The organism is Agrobacterium tumefaciens (assembly GCF_031801495.1).
Taxonomy (GTDB): domain Bacteria; phylum Pseudomonadota; class Alphaproteobacteria; order Rhizobiales; family Rhizobiaceae; genus Agrobacterium; species Agrobacterium tumefaciens_K.
Genome location: NZ_JAOEGC010000001.1, coordinates 420,672 through 436,588, shown reverse-complemented (window position 1 = coordinate 436,588; position 15,917 = coordinate 420,672). Strand labels below are relative to the sequence as shown.

Genomic DNA, 15,917 nt, shown 5'->3' with positions numbered 1-15,917 from the left:
TATCGGTACGATCCGGAGCTTTCCGGATGCCGGAGTGCCACTAGCCTCGGAGCTTCATCGCGCAAATTGGCTGCAGCACCGCTTCTTCCATGGCCGACATCCGGATTGGGGCAGGACCGGACTGCGCAAATGCACTCATTCTTGCCGCCTCGATGAAAGGCAGCGTCAGAAAGGCGGTCAGAAGCGAGCGTCTGGTGGTAGGCAAGGCAGGTCTCCCACTGATTGTTCCAACGTGATGGCGGGTTCATCGAGCCGGCGTTACTGCAGGCGCTGCGCGGCGTTCGCCTGCGCCTCCCGGATAAGGCCGGCATACATGTTCTCCTTGCCGGGATACCAAGGCATCGTGCCGATGGAACCGAAGCCGGGAATCGTTTCCATATGGGCGACCATGCGGCCGCGCATCCGCTCGTCGGGAAGCGGCCCTGTCATCGCCTGAACATTGTCGCTCATGTGGTCGGGGTTGGACGTGCCGCAGAGGACGCTCGTGACGGCAGGATGCGCCATGACCCATTTCAGGAAGAACTGCGCCCAGCTCGTCGCTCCGAACTCGGCTGCAAAACCGGGAAGCTCATGGCCCTCGACCACCTTCATCAGGCGGGCCTTTTCGAGCGGCAGATTGATCAGAACGCCGACGCCCTTGTCGGCCGCAGCGGGAAGAAGACGACGTTCGGCGTCGCGGTTGAAGATCGAGTAGTTCGTCTGGATGAAGTCGACATCATCACGCTGGACGATCGCCAGGAGCTGGTCCTGCGCCGCCGACTCGTGGTGGGTCACGCCGACATGGCGTATGAGGCCTTCCTTCTTCCAGGCCTTCATGAGCGGGACGACGACCGGCGCATTGGTAATGCTGTGGCATTGCATGAGATTGATCGTGTCGCGCCAAGTGCGCATGCGCGATTGGCGGAAGCTTTCCATCGCGTGGCTTTCGTCGCCGAGATATTCTCCCGTCGACCAGACCTTGTTGGCGAGGAAGATCTCGTCCGAACCGTCGAACTCTCCCATGAACTGGCCGACGCTGACCTCGGCCGAGCCGTAAAGCGGCGATGTATCGACCACACGGCCACCCGCGGCGACGTACCGCTCGAAGACCTGGCGCAAGGCGTCGCGTCGGTCACCGGGCTTCAGGTCGAAGGTGAGGAAAGTGCCGAGACCCAGCGCCGTGACCCTTTCGCCGGTCCGCGGCAAGGTGCGGGTAAGGACGTCCGGGTTTGATCCTGCGGTTGGCGACGCCGCATTCGTTTCCTGGGTTTGCGCCGCAGCGTGGCTGGCAAGTGCCAGCCCTGTCGCCGCCGCGCCCATCGTGCCGAGGAAACCGCGCCTGTTGATCTTTGACTGGTCCATGAGAGTTCTCCTGTTTCCTTAATCGTCAAAACTGCCAGTTGGCGGGAACCCAGGCGTAACCGCCGTCGGTTTTCAGCATCCGGCCGAGGCCTGGGAAGGGAAAATGGAAGCCGAGAACCGGGAGACGATCGGCGGCCGCCCTGTCAAAGATGCGCCGACGGGAGGCAAGAGCGGTTTCCTTGTCGCGGTCCGGGCCTGGAAGCCACGGCCTGTCGACGTTGACGACGGGGTGATAGGCCAGGTCCGCCGTCAGCAGCAGCTGGTCGTTTCCGGAATGGACGAGGAAGGTAGCCATGCCCGGCGTGTGGCCGGATGCGACGATCGTCGTCAGGCCCGGCACGATCTCGGCGCCGGCTTCGTAAAGCTCCACATCGTTCATGAACGGCGCGAGGCTGTTCTTGATGTTTGCGGCGAAGCGCAGGCGGAACTCCTCCGGCACCGGCATATAGGAGAGATCCGGATCGGTACGGACGAAGAAGTCCCAGTCCGCCTTCGGGACGAAGACCGTGGCGCGGGGAAAGGCCTTGCCGCCATCCGCGGTTCGCAAATTACCCACGTGGTCAGGGTGGGTATGGGAGATAACGATCGCGTCGATGTCCGCTGGCGCGAGGCCGACAGCCGCGAGGTTATCAAAGATCTGGCCACCGTTCGGGCCCATGGTCTTGCCGGCTCCGGCTTCGATCAGAATGCGCCGGCCGCCGGTTTCGATCAGCAGCGTGTTGAGGTTGAGTGTCATGTGATCGGCCGGAAGAAAGGCCTGCCGCAGGACCTCCTGAAGCTCGGCTTCCGGCGCATCGCTTGCATAGACGCGCGGCGGGCCACCGATCACGCCGTCGCTCAACACTGTCGCGCTGATATTCCCGACGCGAAAGCGGTAATGCCCGGCATTGCCGGCGAAGGCGGGCGTGGCCTGGGCGTTGGCTGTACCGGAACCGGCCAGGCCGGGTATGAGCATGCTTGAGGCGCCTGCGACGGCGGACAGCATGACAGCGCGTCTGTTGAGGGTGAAGGCATTCATCGGTCTTCCCTTTCGCATTGGCCACGCCCGGCTTCGCTACGCAGGGGCCTAAATGACCGGCAAAGGAACCGGATGGAGCGCGGCGTTGAACTCTACGCCAACCATGACATCGGACAATTGATCTGATAAGCTGCATTAAGTTTATCAGCTTGATTAGAAATGCTTCTCAATGAACCCTCTTCGTCTGGACAGCTTCGACGTTTTCGTGGCCATCGTGCGTTGCGGCGGTTTCCGCGCGGCCGCACTCGAGCGAGGGATCTCTTCATCGGCGCTGAGCCAAACAATGAATACTCTTGAGGAGGCTTTGGGCATCCGGCTCCTCAACCGAACGACGAGGAGCGTGTTTCCAACGGAGGCTGGACAGCGCCTTCTTGAGCGTCTGGCACCTGCATTGAGCGACATCAGGCTCGCCATCGCAGAAGTTGATGAATTGCGCGACAGCCCATCCGGAACCCTCAGGATCAACGCGCCAGCTCCGGCCGTCGATCATTTTCTTTGTCCGCTCGTGTTCGACTTCATGGATGTTTACCCGGAGGTGAAGATCGAGATCATCAGCGATGCGGCCGTTATCGATATCGTGGAACAGGGCTTCGATGCGGGCGTCAGGTTCGGCAAGCAGCTCGCTCAGGACATGATCGCGCTCCCGCTTGGCCCCGCGCTTCGTTATGCAATCGTCGCTTCGCCGGACTACGTAAAAAGGTGCGGAGAGCCGCAGACACCGCACGAACTCGTTGATCACGACTGTATAAGACGTCGTTTCCCTGGGGGCACGCTCGTTACCTGGCAGTTCGACGAGGGGGACGAAGAGATTGACGTCACGCCGACGGGCCGATTAACGGTCAGCTCGGCGCACAACGAACTGCAAGCTGCGCTGGCAGGCAGAGGGATTGCCCATGTCTTGGATGACTACGCCAAGCCGCATATCCAAACCGGCCGGCTGGTGGAGCTTCTCCCGGACTGGAGCCCCACCCTGCCACATTGGTTTTTATACTATCCTAGCCGGCGCCTCCCGAGTGCGGCGATGCGTGCGTTTCTCGATCATATGAGAGGCTACGACTGGGAGACGAATGACTGACGGCGCAACCTGAAGCCCGAGACATTACAGGAACCAGCGTCACAGCGCCTTATTTGACGCGCTGCCATTCGATCCTGATTTCAGTGCCTTCCGGCCTGCGGAATTGTTCAGTCATCCGGTCGCCGTCAACAACCATAATTAAATCATCACCTGTTCGTACGCTGCCAACCCAGTTCGGGAAGGTCGATCCCTCGACACGATTTCCACTGAATTCGCCCTTCTCATCGACGGTGTAGATGCCGAAGAACCCGATGCTGCGTGACATCGCCATGCGGTTTTCATCGTCCGTTCCCTCACCGCGAGCATTTGAAGCAAACCGTGGGACGTCGGCGTCGGTAAGGACTTCAACGAAGTGCATGTCGGGAGTGAAAACGAGAAGACCGTTGGGTTTGTCTCCATAGGCAGCGATATTTTTTCCTCCGGGGTCAATCGTTGCCGACATCATGCGCCAGGTGCCTACGACCTGATTTTCCGTGGCGGTCTGTGCCAAGGCAGACGACGAAATGCTGAAGGCGAGAGCCAATATAGCTGGTCGAATGGACATGTTGTTTCCTTTCCTGTTCATGACCTTTGTCTTTAGGCCGCTGTCGCGGTTCACAGGTCCTGCCGATCGGCGGAATTCGCTATCTCCCGCTGCGTCTCAAGAGCGGACAGGCGTGCGGAAAGCGCCTGCGAGATGGAGGAATACGCCGTACTGCCCAGCGCCAGTCGCAATGGCGGCGTCTCGCTCTCGGCGGCTGATATGATTGCGGCTACGGTGCGCGCCGCGTCACCCTTGATCTTGAAGCTGCCCTCGGTGATCGCCCTGCGGACGGCGCCAGCAGGGGTTTCATCATAGGCATCCATGGGTTCCGCGCGGACGAGATTGGATCCGAAGTTGGTGCCGGTCGGCCCCGGTTCTGCAATGATGAAGTCGATGCCGAAGGGAGACACTTCCTGTGCGACGGCTTCGATGAAACCTTCGATACCCCACTTGGTCGCGTGATAGAGGCTGAAGCCCGGATAGGCGATCTGCCCTCCTTCAGACGAGACCTGGACGATCCGTCCGCCGCCTTGCCTTCGAAGAAGAGGCAGTGCCGCGCGGATGAGATGGATGGATCCGGTAAGATTGGTGGCGATCTGTCGGTCGATGTCTTCATTCGTGAGCTCTTCCGCAGCGCCGAACAGGCCGTAGGCCGCGTTGCTGACGATCATGTCTAAGCGGCCGTGCCGTTGGAACGCTCCTTCGACGGCCGAGACAATGCTCTCCGGGTCGATCAGATCAAGCTGAACGACGTCTAGGCGCTCGCGATATTCCTGCTCAAGTTGCCTCAGCGTTCCTGAGCGGCGAAGCGTTGCGATCACGGTGTGCCCCTGCGCAAGCAGTTGCTGCGTCATCTCGAAACCGAGCCCGGAGGATGCGCCAGTGATGAACCATGTCTTTGTCATGTAATTTTCCTCGTTTGTTCGTCTCCGGATGTAGAGCTGAAATATTGGTGATATAAGATTGGCAATGTGAGATAGCGTGGTGAGGATAATTCACGAATGACGCGCCCCAGCCTGAATGACCTTGCGGCCTTTGCAGCGGTCGCAAATCACATGAGCTTCCGTCGGGCGGCTGACATCATGGGGGTCTCGCGCTCAGCCCTCAGTCACGCGATCATTGGACTGGAAGCAAAGCTGGACGTCCGCCTCTTCAATCGGACGACACGCAGCGTATCGCTGACACAGGCCGGCGCTCGCCTCCTCGCACGACTCGACCCGGTTCTGCAGGATCTCGATCAGGCGATCGATACGCTTTCGGAGGAACGCGGCACTCCCAGCGGCACACTGCGTATCAATTCCAACAAAAGCGGCGCCCGCATTCTCCTTGCAGACGTCGTGCCGCGCTTTATGGATCTCTATCCCGACGTGGAGCTTGATCTTGTATCGGAAGGCCGGCTTGTCGATATCGTGGAACAGGGTTTCGACGCAGGCATCCGTCTGCTGGAAGCAGTCCCGAAAGACATGATCGCAGTGAAGTTCGGAGGCGATGTCCGTTTTATCGCCGTGGCGGCGCCGTCCTATCTCGACGGCAAAGCCGTACTGCAGACACCTGACGACCTTTATGCGCATTGCTGCATCCGCCAGCGTCTGCCGAGCGGCAAACGCTATCGCTGGGAGTTCTCAAAACGAGATGCCGAAATCGCAGTTGACGTGCCGGGCAATCTCACCCTCGATGACAATGATCTTCTCGTCCAGGCGGCGGTGGACGGGCGCGGTATAGCCTATGTACCCGACCATTTCGCACGGCCATTTCTGGCGTCCCGCCAACTCGTAACCGTCCTCGACGATTGGTGCCCGCCAATGGCGGGCTTAGCACTCTATTACCCTCGCAGCCGTCACATACCATCACCGCTGAGAGCCTTTATCGACCTTATCCGGGAAATAGGCAGGTCACGCTGAAGTGGCGCACCGGGGTGGTTCGCCGCTGCCAAATGGGTTCAGAAGAATTTGTCGTGCTTATGATTGGAAGCGATGAACGTGGCGAGCCATCCTCCGAGACGTCACAGTTGTCGCCGACCTTCTCCTTGGCCAATTCGTCGTGAGCGGCAAAGCCCAATCGTGGTAAGATATTCGTTCGCTACCTTGCGATTATCGTATGGTAGCTAACAAAATGCCCGAGGCTTCTCCATGCTCTTTCATGCGGACACCCAAAATCTGACTGTGAGTACATGGACGAAGCGGTGCTACTTCGCGGGCGGGCTCTCATGGACGAGCGCTTGCGGCCATTCGATCTCGGATCCACGCAATGGTATGTCCTTTGGTATCTCGCCAACAACGGCCCGTCCTTCCAGCGAGACCTTGGCCACGCGCTTGAACTTGAACGCGCGACCCTCAGCGGAATCGTTACCACGCTTGTCCGCAAGGATCTGGTCGCGCAGACTGCAGATGGCAGCGATCAGCGGCAACGTCTGCCGAGGCTGACACTTGCGGGCGAGGCGCTGTGGTGCCAGATCCCTGACCTTTCTTCAATTCACGATGCTGCCTTCGGCGGGACCAACGAGGCCGATGTGGCCACGACCATCCGTGTCCTCCAAACAGCCACGGAACGACTGCAGTCCCTGTTGCGAAAGGATTGAACCAATGACCGTATTGATCACCGGAGCCACCGGGCTTGTCGGCGAGCGACTCCTGCCCCGATTGGTAAAGGCCGGCTATGCTTGCCGTGTCCTGCTCCGGGCGGGCAAGAAGTTCCCTGCGGGCGTGGAAGGCGTCATGGGCGATATTCTCGACCCTTTGCCTCTGGCCGACGTCGCGCAAGGAGTTTCCGCTATCGTGCACCTGGGCAAACACATCGTAGGCGCTCGTTGCTGCCGCGATGCCATTATTTTAAGCAAACATCGCCCTCGGAAATCCGGTTTGCAACTCTGAATACCATCTTACCAATTGAAAAAATTGCGTTTTCTTCATATCTCACCGATCTAACGAACGGCTAGTTATGCACTTTATGAGATTAAAATTTATCGCACAATACAATCAATGGTAAATGATTTCAAAATTTCCGATGTGCTAGTTGGATTTTATGCGCGTGTACAAGATGGAAAGTTATCGCCATGATCCCATCACCTGCACACAGTTGTTATGGAGCTTTGATTGACCTGCGAGATCCCACCCTTGGCCGAACGAACCGCGTCTGGATCCGCTTCGATTTCTGTTGAGACCGACCAGTCCTGCCGTTCGCTGCTTGCAAAGCTTGCCGGCCAAGGCAAGCTGCTGACCGTCGATCAGGAAATCGATCCAGTCTACGATCTTTCGGCCCTGCTGTCGCTCACGCATGAAACTTTTGCGGTTCGGGCGAACCGTATCAAGGGCTACGACTTGCCAGTCTTCGGAAACATGCTTTCCGATCTCGACCGCATCGCCATGGCGATGAACGTGCCACGGGAAAACATCCAATCGGCCCTGATCGAGTCGATCCGCAAGCCGATAGCACCTATCGTGGTCGACGAGGCACCGGTGCAGGAAGAGGTTTTCGACAACGACGTCCTGCTGCGCCTGCCGGTCCCGACCTTTTTCGACAAGGAAACCGGCCCCTATATCAGCGCCGGCCTGATGATCGCCCGCGATCCGGAAACGGGCCTCGGCAATGCGTCTTACGCGCGCCTGAAGGTTCTAGGCCCCAACGAGGCTCTAATCGGCATAGCGCCCAATCATCATCTGGCGATCATGGCACGCAAGGCGGCCGAAAGCGGAAAGCCGCTGCCCTTTGCCGTCGTGCTTGGAGCCCATCCCATCATCCAGCTGACCGCCTGCCTTTACCTTGGCCTCGGCGACGACGAAATGCATTGCGCAGGCGCACTCTTCAAGGAGCCGGTCCGCATGGCCCGCTGCCTGAAAAGCGACATTCTCGTACCGGCGGAAGCGGAGATCGTCCTTGAGGGCCATATTCATGCCGACAAGCCGATCGTCGAGGGGCTCGTCTCCGAATATCACGGCATGTACGAGGACTATGGCAGCGGCGTTCTGGCGACCTTCCACACGATGACATCCAGATCCGATGCAATGTTCCAGGTCATCGAGCCCGGCTATCATGCCGAGCATATCTATCTCGGTGCCGTGCCAATCGCCGCGAGCCTGAAAGCGCAGCTTGCGCGCGCCATCCTCAATGTCGGCGAAGTCGCGGTCACCGCTTCCGGCTGCGGGCGCAACAATGTCGTGGTGCAGATCAACAATCCGAGACCGGGCCAGGCCCGACGCGCCATGGCGGTCTGCTGGGGCGCCGTCAGCATCATCAAGAACGTCACGATAGTCGATGCCGATGTCGATCCCTGGGATATCGCCTCTGTCGAATTGGCGAAGTCCACACGCATGCGCGCGGAACGAGATATTCTGATCATCGACGGCATGCCCGCTGATCGTTCGGAGCCACAGGAAGACGGCTTCGTCGTTACCAAGATCGGATACGATGCGACCCGAAAGCCGGGCGATCGAAAAGAGGGCTATGACAAGGCCCAGCCGCCAGCCGCCTCCTACGATCGCATGCGGGAGCTGCTTGCCGAAATCGTGCCTGGAGTGTCATTTTGATCGATTGCCTCACTCCCGCGGTCGCATCGCTCGCCCGGATGTTTCGAGCTCTCTCATGCGCAGACTGATCGTCGCCATAACCGGCGCGTCCGGCACCTGCTATGGTATTCGCGCGCTCGAGATGCTGCGCGAGGTGGGAGGCTTCGAGACGCACCTCGTCATGTCGCCTGCGGGCCTGCGCACAGCGGTCGAGGAAGACGTAGGCTACGATGCCGACGAGATCCGCGGACTTGCCGATGTTTATCACAGCCACAAGGACATCGGTGCATCCATCGCCTCGGGTTCGTTCAAATGCGACGGGATGCTGGTGGCGCCCTGTTCCGTCAAGACGCTGAGCGGCATTGCCAATTGCTACAGCAACGATCTCATCACGCGCGCGGCCGATGTCTGCCTGAAGGAGCGCCGTCGCGTCGTGCTCATGGTGAGGGAAACTCCGCTGCATGCCGGCCATATCGCGCTGATGGATCAGACGACGCGGAACGGCGCCATTATCATGCCGCCGGTGCCGGGCTTCTATACGCACCCCAAGACGATAGACGACCTAATCAACCAGACCGTTGGACGCGCGCTCGATCTCTTCGATATCGACCATCCGAACGTTCGCCGCTGGAAAAAGTGAGATCTTTCCTAGGGAGACCGGCGGAAGCGCAGTCTGGTCGTGGCGAAAGTCTCGGCCCGGACAAAAAAAGGGGATCGCCGACTGACAAAGGCAGCGGCAAAAACTGGAGAAATTTTCATGACTGACAGATTTTTCACCGTAAGGACACATAGCCCGAAGACGGTTCGCGCCGCGGCGCTCGCCCTGGCGATGCTGTGCGGGTCGGCATTGAGCTCAACTCAGGCGGTGGCCGAGGAGCAGCCCGTGAAGGGCGGCGAAATCACCATCATCAACGGATCCGACATCAAGAGCTGGGATCCGGCAATCACCAATTCCACCTTCCCGGGCGGTCCCATGGACATGCTCGATGCGATCTACGGCTTCATCGTCTACGTCGACGTCAAGGGTGTGGTGCAGGGCGGCATGGCGGAAAGCCTGACAAGCTCGGACGCCAAGGTATGGACCCTGAAGCTGCGCCCCAACGTCAAGTTCACGGATGGCGCCGCTTATGATGCGGAAGCCGTCAAATTCAACTGGGATCGCGTCGCCGACCCCGCCACGCTTTCTCCGGCCCAGGTTTTCGTGTCCGGCTGGAACAAGAGCATCAAGATCGTCGATCCTCTAACGATCGAGATCACGCTCGCCACGCCGGACCGCAATTTCGGCTCGACGCTGGCAAACCTTTCGCCCTTCATCGCCTCGCCCGCCGCACTGAAGGCAGCCGAAAAGAAGACGGATATCAAGCCGGTCGGCGCCGGCGCCTTCGTGCTTGAAAACTGGAACCAGGGCGTGTCGATGACCCTGAAGCGCAATCCCGGCTACTGGGACCAGCCGCGCCCCTATCTCGACACGCTCAAGTTCGTCGTCATTCCGGAGACCAACAGCCGTATTTCGACAGTCGTACAGGGTGGCGCCACGATGATGGCGGGCTACATGTATCAGTTCGGTTCGAACGCGACGGCCGAAGGCGTTACCACACACGAGATTCCGCTGTCCGGGCTCTACCGGGCCTATTTCAACCAAGCAAGGGGCGTTTTCACCGACCATCGCGCCCGCGAAGCCTTTTATGAAGCGCTGCAACGCCCACGGCTGATGAAGGCTTACACGCAGATCGACGGCTACGTGATGCCGACGAACTATTTCACGGCTGATTCACCCTATTACGATGCCACCTACAAGCTGCCGGAATACAATCCGGAGCACGCTCAGGAGCTGTTCGATGCGCTCGCCAAGGACGGCAAGCCGTTCGACATCAAGATCGTCACCTATTCGAACTCCGACCTTAAGCGCATGGGCTCCTATCTCCAGCAGAGCTTGAGCGCCTACGAAAACGTCAAGGTCGATCTCCAACTCGTAGACCAGGCGATGCTATCGCCCACCTGCAAGGTGCAGGGCAACTTCGATCTCTGCATCGATGGTGGCGTGCTGGTGGCAAACGGCGCCGAGCCGATCATCAGCAACCTCCTGAGCTCCAAGGGCAACGACAACTGGGGCAAGTACAACAGCCCGGACATGGACAGGGCGCTTGCCGCCGCCAATGCGACCATGGATCCAGAGGCTGTGAAGAAGGCCTATGCCGATGTTCAGAAGCTGGTCGTCCAGGACCTGCCCCTCTACATCTTCGGCTCGGAATCTCGCAATCTGCTTATCCGCAACAATACCGGTGGCATCGTGCCGTCCAACGGCGGGATCCTGCAGAAACAGTTCCTGTTCGTCTGCAAGGACGCCTGCACGACGAAGTAAACACCGCTTGGTCCTGCCAGAGAGCGGGGCCACCCTCCCTCGTCGGCCGTAACCTGCGGCCGGAAACACCGAGCGGTCCCGGCCGCCCCCCACAACCTCGTCGATGGTGACATTCAATGTTTGACAAAAGGCCCAGAACCACCTTCCGCAACCTCATGTCGGCCGGGCAGGTCTTCACGCCCTGCGTCTGGGACTGCTATTCCGCCAAGGCGGCCGAGATGGCGGGGTTCAAGGCGATCCTGCTCTCAGGCGCGTCGCTCGGCTTCAGCATGTCAGGCGTTCCTGATATGGGCCTTCACAACCAGGAAGAGCTTATCTGGGCGACTGACCGAATCTCGGACTACTCGCCGCTGCCCCTCATCATCGACGCCGACGATTGTTTCGGCGACGTGGCGCAGGCCTATCGTACGTGCCGACGTCTCGCCAAGGCCGGCGCCGCCGCCATCCTCCTCGAAGACACGCCCAACGAGCGCGGCTATGCCCGCTTCGGCCGCGCCATGGAAGCAGCGACGCTTGCCGGTAAGCTGGACGGCAACATCGAGCACCCCGTAATTTCGAAAGAACTGTGGCTGGCCAAACTCAAGGCGGCCCTCGATGCCTGCGAAGGCACCGACTGCGTGGTCATCGCTCGTACAGAATCCAAGCTGGAACTCGGCCTAGACGACGCCATTGAGCGCTGCCTGCGCGCCGCAGAACTTGGCTGCGAGATGACCTACGTGCATGGCCTTCGTACGCTTGAGGAATGCCAGAGGGTGGCCAAGGTCCTCCCGGGTTGGAAGATGTTCGGCGATGTCGCCACGCAGGACGGCAAGGCCTTCGTCGAACTCGAAGACATCGCGGCCCTCGGCTTCAACCTCGTCACCATGCATTACCTCGAAAAGGGTTCGATGTGGGGCATGATGGACTTCGGCCATCGCGTCTTCAAGGAGCAGAGCACGCGCTATTCCGACGAGCATACGATGGGCGGCCTGAGCAAGGCCGAGCAGCGTGAACTGCTGGAGCGCGACATCGGCTGGATGGCCGCTGAAGACGAATGGAAGAAGATCTGACACCGATCAGCCCGCGGCTCTTAAGGCTACGGGCACACAAAAGCGCTGGCGATAGCCGCCGGCGCTCCATGATCGATCAACGCATACGGAAGAAGGAGTTTGGCGCTTGATGACCGGGTTGAAGCCTTATGCGAAGGCCATCTCGACACGAATCCTGGCGGGGATCCCTGTCTTCATTTTAGTCACCTTCGGCGCTACGGCTCTCTCCAGCCTGGCGCCAGGCTCCGCCGCGCAGCTGATCCTGGGTGATAACGCTACCCCCGAACAGATCGCCGCACTCAACAGTGCCTACGGCTATGATCTGCCTTTGTGGGAACGCTACCTGATCTGGCTCGCCAATTTGCTGCGCGGCGACCTTGGACAGACCCTCTTCAGTCAGCAGCCGGTCATCAGCGTGGTGTTCGATCGCGCCGCAGTGACCTTCGAGATCGCCTTCGTGGCGATGACCCTGTCACTGATTGGAATTCCGGCGGCGATGTATACGGCAAGCCATCCCGGCAAACTCTTGGATCGCATCCTGCGCTCGATATCCTCGATCCTGCTCGCCGTGCCGACCTTCGTGATCGTCGTACTTTTGTCCTACGTCTTTGCAATCGTACTGCGCTGGCTGCCTGCCACGGGCTGGGCCAACTTCAGCGACGATCCGCTGGCCAATCTATGGTACGTGGCGCTGCCGGTCATCTGTCTCAGCTTGCACCAGACCGCATATCTCTATCGCGTCGCGCGAAACGAGATGATCACGACGCTGCAGGAAGATTTCGTGCAGGTGGCGCGCGCTCGCGGCCTGTCGCTCGGCTACATCATGTTCCGCCACGTGCTTCGCCCGGCGATGCCGCAGATCCTCACCGTCATGGGTCTGTCGCTTACCTACATGCTGGCCGGTTCCTTCGTCGTCGAAAGCTACTTCGCGGTGCCCGGCATCGGCTGGACCGTGCTGACGGCCGTCAAGAGCCATGACATCCCACTCGTCCAGGCGATCCTGTCGCTGACCGTCGTCATCTTCGTCATCGTCTTCATGCTCGTCGATATCGGCTATGCCATCATCGATCCGAGGGTCACCGTATCATGACTGCTACGCCCCAATCCCCTGCAAGCGAAGCCGCCACGCTGGCCGGCATCGCCCGCGCCGCAATGCCGGCCACCAGCAGGCTCAAACTGCCCGGCGGCACCGTCTTCGAAATGCTTGCCGCGGCTTTCCTGGTCTTTCTCGTGCTGATCGCCCTGTTCGTGGACTTCATCCCCGGTCTCGCCAGCCCGAAATTCCCGTATGGCGATTTCTCGCAGCTGCCTGATCTGACGTTAAACGGCCTCTTCGGCACCGATGACATTGGCCGCAGCATCCTGTCACGCGTACTCTATGGTGCTCGCGCGTCGCTGATGATCGTCGGCGTCGCCACCTGTCTTTCGGTGTCCGTCGGCCTGCTGCTCGGCATGCTGGCCGGCTACTACCGGGGCGTGCTCGAGCGTATAGTCGATCTCTATGCCAACACCATGTCGGCCCTCCCCTCGGTGTTGGTGGTTCTTGCCTTTGTCACCGCCACCGGCACGTCTGTCGGCGCCATAATCCTCATTCTGGGTATCCTCGACATCGGCACATACGCCCGCGTGGCAAAGGCCGGCGTGATCTCGCAGAACAACCGCGACTATGTGCTGGCTGCCCGCGCCATGGGCGCCACGGACGCCCGCATCATGACGCAGGAGATCCTGCCGAACCTCGTGCCGGCGCTGACGGCCGTGATGCCGACGCTGATGGCCGGCCTGATCATCACCGAGGGATCGTTGAGCTTTCTCGGCTATGGCATTCCGGCGCCGGCGCCGAGCTGGGGCGGCATGATCGCCAGTTCGACTGACCTGCTCAGTCGCTTCCCGGTGTTGATCGTCGGGCCAACGATGGCGATCGTGCTCACAGTGTATGCCCTCAATACCGTCGGCGACTACCTCGCCCAACGCCTCAACAGCCGCGAGAGGGGAAACTGAGATGATCGAACATCAAGACCAGCCCATTCTCGCATGCGACGACATGTCATGCCAGATCATGGCGCGACCGCAACCATTGAAGGTGCTTCAGAATATCAGTTTTTCCGTGAACCGTCGCACCGCGCTCGGCATTGTCGGCGAATCCGGCGCCGGGAAATCCATGCTGATCAAGTCCATCATGGGCATCGCGCCGGGCAGCGTCCAGGTCGATGGGCGCATTTCGGTGGACGGGCGAGACCTATCGGCCATGAAGCCGCGTGAGCGTGCAAGTTTCATCGGCAGCAAGGTCGGCATCGTCTTCCAGAACCCGATGACCTCCCTCAATCCCTATGTGCCGATCGGCCGGCAGATATCCGAGGCCTGCCAGCAGCACATAGGCCTCACGCGCAGCGAGGCTCGCCAGCGCGCAATCGATCTCCTTACCGTTGTCGGCATCGCAGACCCGGAAGACTGCTATGACTATTACCCGCATCATTTCTCCGGCGGTATGAAGCAGCGCATCATGATCGCCGCCGGCCTGATCTGCCACCCCGATCTTCTGATCGCCGACGAAGCGACAACCGCGCTCGACGTGACGGTACAGAAGGAAGTTCTCGATCTGCTGCAGACCATCCAGCAGGAGCGGCAGATGTCGATGATCCTGGTGTCGCACAATCTCGGCGTCGTCGCCGGGCGCACCGACGAGATTCTCGTGCTCTATGGTGGCCACATCGTCGAATACGGCCCGACCTCGGAGGTGTTCCGCAATCCACGGCACCGCTACACCGAGGCGCTTCTCTCGGCCATGCCGCAGATGGACCAGCCGGCACATACACGCCTCAGGACCATTCCGGGCCAGCCGCCGAGCCTCGCGAACCAGCCGGCCGGCTGTCCCTTTGCGCCACGCTGCGGCGCTGCCCAGGGGCCATGCCACGTTTCCATGCCCGAGATGGCCACCGGCACCGACGACCGCCATCGCTTCGCCTGCCATTTCCCGCTGGAAACAACCGCTGGCCGGGCACCCGAGCATGACGTCATTTCAGAGGGTGGGCTTGCACATGGCTGAGAACCTGAACACGACAACCGAAAGCGAGGTCCCCTCGCCTCTGCTTGATATAAGCCATCTCTCGGTGCACTTCAGCCGCTCCGGCAAGCTGATGCGCGCCGTGGACAATGTCTCGCTCCATGTGGCACCCGGTGAAACGCTTGGGCTCGTCGGAGAGAGCGGCAGCGGCAAGACGACCATCGGTCGCGCAGTGCTGCGGCTGCTGCCAGATGCCAATACGCAGTGGAACGGCTCGATCCGATATGAGGGCACTGATATCGCCAAGCTTTCCAAGCGCGACATGCGTCGTACGCGCGGCCGCTTGCAGATGATCTTCCAGGATCCGGTGTCGTCGTTCAATCCACGCCGCAAGATGGAGGATATCGTCGCCGAAGGCCTCGTCATCCAGGGTGTTCCAAGAGCCGAACGCAGGGCACGGGTCGAGCAGGCGCTTGCCGATGTGGGCTTTGCCCTTGCAGACGTCGCCGGCCGCAGGCCGCACCAGTTTTCCGGCGGCCAGTGCCAACGCATCGCCATTGCGCGCGCGCTCGCGGTACAGCCGGAACTGATCGTCTGCGACGAGCCGGTGGCGTCGCTCGACGTATCGGTGCAGGCGCATGTCATCAACCTGCTGCAGGATATCCGCGAGGCGCGCAATCTCGCGCTAATCTTCATCTCGCATGATCTCGCGGTCGTGAAGAACGTCAGCGACCGCGTCGCCGTGCTTTACATGGGCCGCATCGTCGAGGTCGGCACCGGGGAAGAGATTTACGATCGCCCGGCGCATCCCTATACCCGCAAGCTTCTCGAAGCCGTTCCGGTCGTCGATGCCAGCCGCAAGATCGAGCCTGACGCCGAACGCGCGGCGATCCCGTCGCGCATCCGTCCGCCGACCGGCTGCGCCTTCCGGACCCGTTGCCCGCGTGCCGCGGCCCTATGTGCAGACGAAGAGCCGACCCTGACCCAGGCGCCTCGCGGCCAGTTGGTCGCCTGTCACTTTCCGCATGACGAGGCTGCGCCCGGCATGACGGCAAAGACGGCATAGG

General features: G+C 60.4%; 17 protein-coding genes. 12 read left to right on the top strand and 5 right to left on the bottom strand.

From position 1 onward, the window contains the following. Window positions 1-40: 40 nt before the first annotated feature. The 3 genes from N7578_RS02080 to N7578_RS02070 are packed head-to-tail and all read right to left on the bottom strand — an operon-like array spanning window position 41 to window position 2,359. Window positions 41-205, bottom strand: coding sequence for a hypothetical protein (locus N7578_RS02080; protein WP_311108656.1), 165 nt, complete (start codon window positions 203-205; stop codon window positions 41-43). A gap of 53 nt (window positions 206-258) precedes the next feature. Continuing rightward, the gene (locus N7578_RS02075) at window positions 259-1,341 is read right to left on the bottom strand and encodes an aldo/keto reductase (protein ID WP_311108655.1); all 1,083 of its coding nucleotides are present in this window, start codon (window positions 1,339-1,341) and stop codon (window positions 259-261) included. A gap of 25 nt (window positions 1,342-1,366) precedes the next feature. Then, window positions 1,367-2,359, bottom strand: coding sequence for an MBL fold metallo-hydrolase (locus N7578_RS02070; protein WP_311108654.1), 993 nt, complete (start codon window positions 2,357-2,359; stop codon window positions 1,367-1,369). Window positions 2,360-2,528: 169 nt separating this feature from the next. Between N7578_RS02070 and N7578_RS02065 the strand changes: the two genes are divergently transcribed. Next, window positions 2,529-3,434, top strand: a complete 906-nt coding sequence (locus N7578_RS02065) for a LysR family transcriptional regulator (RefSeq protein ID WP_311108653.1) — start codon at window positions 2,529-2,531, stop codon at window positions 3,432-3,434. 49 nt (window positions 3,435-3,483) lie between these two features. Here N7578_RS02065 and N7578_RS02060 read toward each other — a convergent pair whose 3' ends face one another. Together N7578_RS02060 and N7578_RS02055 are read right to left on the bottom strand one after the other, a co-directional pair. Further along, a complete protein-coding gene (locus N7578_RS02060) occupies window positions 3,484-4,032 on the bottom strand; it encodes a lipocalin-like domain-containing protein (RefSeq protein WP_311108652.1) in 549 nt (182 codons plus the stop codon). Then, window positions 4,029-4,862, bottom strand: coding sequence for an SDR family oxidoreductase (locus N7578_RS02055; RefSeq protein WP_311108651.1), 834 nt, complete (start codon window positions 4,860-4,862; stop codon window positions 4,029-4,031). Before N7578_RS02055 ends, N7578_RS02060 begins: the two co-directional genes overlap by 4 nt. A 96-nt stretch (window positions 4,863-4,958) precedes the next feature. Between N7578_RS02055 and N7578_RS02050 the strand changes: the two genes are divergently transcribed. From N7578_RS02050 to N7578_RS02000, 11 genes are all read left to right on the top strand, one after another. Then, entirely contained in the window at window positions 4,959-5,858 is a 900-nt protein-coding gene (locus tag N7578_RS02050) for a LysR family transcriptional regulator (protein ID WP_311108650.1), read from the top strand. Between the two features lie 305 nt (window positions 5,859-6,163). Then, the gene (locus tag N7578_RS02045) at window positions 6,164-6,535 is read left to right on the top strand and encodes a MarR family transcriptional regulator (RefSeq protein ID WP_311108649.1); all 372 of its coding nucleotides are present in this window, start codon (window positions 6,164-6,166) and stop codon (window positions 6,533-6,535) included. Window positions 6,536-6,539: 4 nt separating this feature from the next. Then, window positions 6,540-6,827, top strand: coding sequence for an NAD-dependent epimerase/dehydratase family protein (locus N7578_RS02040; RefSeq protein ID WP_311108648.1), 288 nt, complete (start codon window positions 6,540-6,542; stop codon window positions 6,825-6,827). A gap of 222 nt (window positions 6,828-7,049) precedes the next feature. After that, window positions 7,050-8,480 carry a UbiD family decarboxylase gene (locus N7578_RS02035; RefSeq protein ID WP_311108647.1) on the top strand — a complete coding sequence of 477 codons (1,431 nt, stop codon included), beginning with the start codon at window positions 7,050-7,052 and terminating at the stop codon, window positions 8,478-8,480. A 55-nt stretch (window positions 8,481-8,535) separates the two neighbouring features. Beyond that, the gene (locus N7578_RS02030; protein ID WP_311108646.1) at window positions 8,536-9,099 is read left to right on the top strand and encodes a UbiX family flavin prenyltransferase; all 564 of its coding nucleotides are present in this window, start codon (window positions 8,536-8,538) and stop codon (window positions 9,097-9,099) included. A gap of 117 nt (window positions 9,100-9,216) precedes the next feature. Then, window positions 9,217-10,821, top strand: coding sequence for an ABC transporter substrate-binding protein (locus N7578_RS02025; protein WP_311108645.1), 1,605 nt, complete (start codon window positions 9,217-9,219; stop codon window positions 10,819-10,821). A gap of 116 nt (window positions 10,822-10,937) precedes the next feature. Then, window positions 10,938-11,870, top strand: a complete 933-nt coding sequence (locus N7578_RS02020) for an isocitrate lyase/PEP mutase family protein (protein ID WP_311108644.1) — start codon at window positions 10,938-10,940, stop codon at window positions 11,868-11,870. Between the two features lie 109 nt (window positions 11,871-11,979). After that, the gene (locus N7578_RS02015) at window positions 11,980-12,939 is read left to right on the top strand and encodes an ABC transporter permease (protein WP_311108643.1); all 960 of its coding nucleotides are present in this window, start codon (window positions 11,980-11,982) and stop codon (window positions 12,937-12,939) included. Then, window positions 12,936-13,847 (top strand): ABC transporter permease, encoded by a 912-nt coding sequence (locus N7578_RS02010; RefSeq protein WP_311108642.1) that lies wholly within the window; start codon window positions 12,936-12,938, stop codon window positions 13,845-13,847. The genes N7578_RS02015 and N7578_RS02010 overlap by 4 nt, the downstream gene beginning before the upstream one ends. A gap of 1 nt (window position 13,848) precedes the next feature. After that, on the top strand, window positions 13,849-14,892 hold the full coding sequence (locus tag N7578_RS02005; RefSeq protein ID WP_311108641.1) for an ABC transporter ATP-binding protein: 1,044 nt from the start codon (window positions 13,849-13,851) through the stop codon (window positions 14,890-14,892). Next, on the top strand, window positions 14,885-15,916 hold the full coding sequence (locus N7578_RS02000; RefSeq protein WP_311108640.1) for an ABC transporter ATP-binding protein: 1,032 nt from the start codon (window positions 14,885-14,887) through the stop codon (window positions 15,914-15,916). The genes N7578_RS02005 and N7578_RS02000 overlap by 8 nt, the downstream gene beginning before the upstream one ends. Window position 15,917: the final 1 nt, after the last annotated feature.

What these genes read in the sequence shown, in the direction of transcription:
- N7578_RS02005 (WP_311108641.1), top strand. Translation starts at nt 13,849, where the DNA reads ATGATCGAACATCAAGACCAGCCCATTCTCGCATGCGACGACATGTCA.
- N7578_RS02070 (WP_311108654.1), bottom strand. Translation starts at nt 2,359, where the DNA reads ATGAATGCCTTCACCCTCAACAGACGCGCTGTCATGCTGTCCGCCGTC.
- N7578_RS02050 (WP_311108650.1), top strand. Translation starts at nt 4,959, where the DNA reads ATGACGCGCCCCAGCCTGAATGACCTTGCGGCCTTTGCAGCGGTCGCA.
- N7578_RS02000 (WP_311108640.1), top strand. Translation starts at nt 14,885, where the DNA reads ATGGCTGAGAACCTGAACACGACAACCGAAAGCGAGGTCCCCTCGCCT.
- N7578_RS02015 (WP_311108643.1), top strand. Translation starts at nt 11,980, where the DNA reads ATGACCGGGTTGAAGCCTTATGCGAAGGCCATCTCGACACGAATCCTG.
- N7578_RS02010 (WP_311108642.1), top strand. Translation starts at nt 12,936, where the DNA reads ATGACTGCTACGCCCCAATCCCCTGCAAGCGAAGCCGCCACGCTGGCC.
- N7578_RS02065 (WP_311108653.1), top strand. Translation starts at nt 2,529, where the DNA reads ATGAACCCTCTTCGTCTGGACAGCTTCGACGTTTTCGTGGCCATCGTG.
- N7578_RS02055 (WP_311108651.1), bottom strand. Translation starts at nt 4,862, where the DNA reads ATGACAAAGACATGGTTCATCACTGGCGCATCCTCCGGGCTCGGTTTC.
- N7578_RS02025 (WP_311108645.1), top strand. Translation starts at nt 9,217, where the DNA reads ATGACTGACAGATTTTTCACCGTAAGGACACATAGCCCGAAGACGGTT.
- N7578_RS02020 (WP_311108644.1), top strand. Translation starts at nt 10,938, where the DNA reads ATGTTTGACAAAAGGCCCAGAACCACCTTCCGCAACCTCATGTCGGCC.
- N7578_RS02075 (WP_311108655.1), bottom strand. Translation starts at nt 1,341, where the DNA reads ATGGACCAGTCAAAGATCAACAGGCGCGGTTTCCTCGGCACGATGGGC.
- N7578_RS02045 (WP_311108649.1), top strand. Translation starts at nt 6,164, where the DNA reads ATGGACGAGCGCTTGCGGCCATTCGATCTCGGATCCACGCAATGGTAT.
- N7578_RS02040 (WP_311108648.1), top strand. Translation starts at nt 6,540, where the DNA reads ATGACCGTATTGATCACCGGAGCCACCGGGCTTGTCGGCGAGCGACTC.
- N7578_RS02030 (WP_311108646.1), top strand. Translation starts at nt 8,536, where the DNA reads ATGCGCAGACTGATCGTCGCCATAACCGGCGCGTCCGGCACCTGCTAT.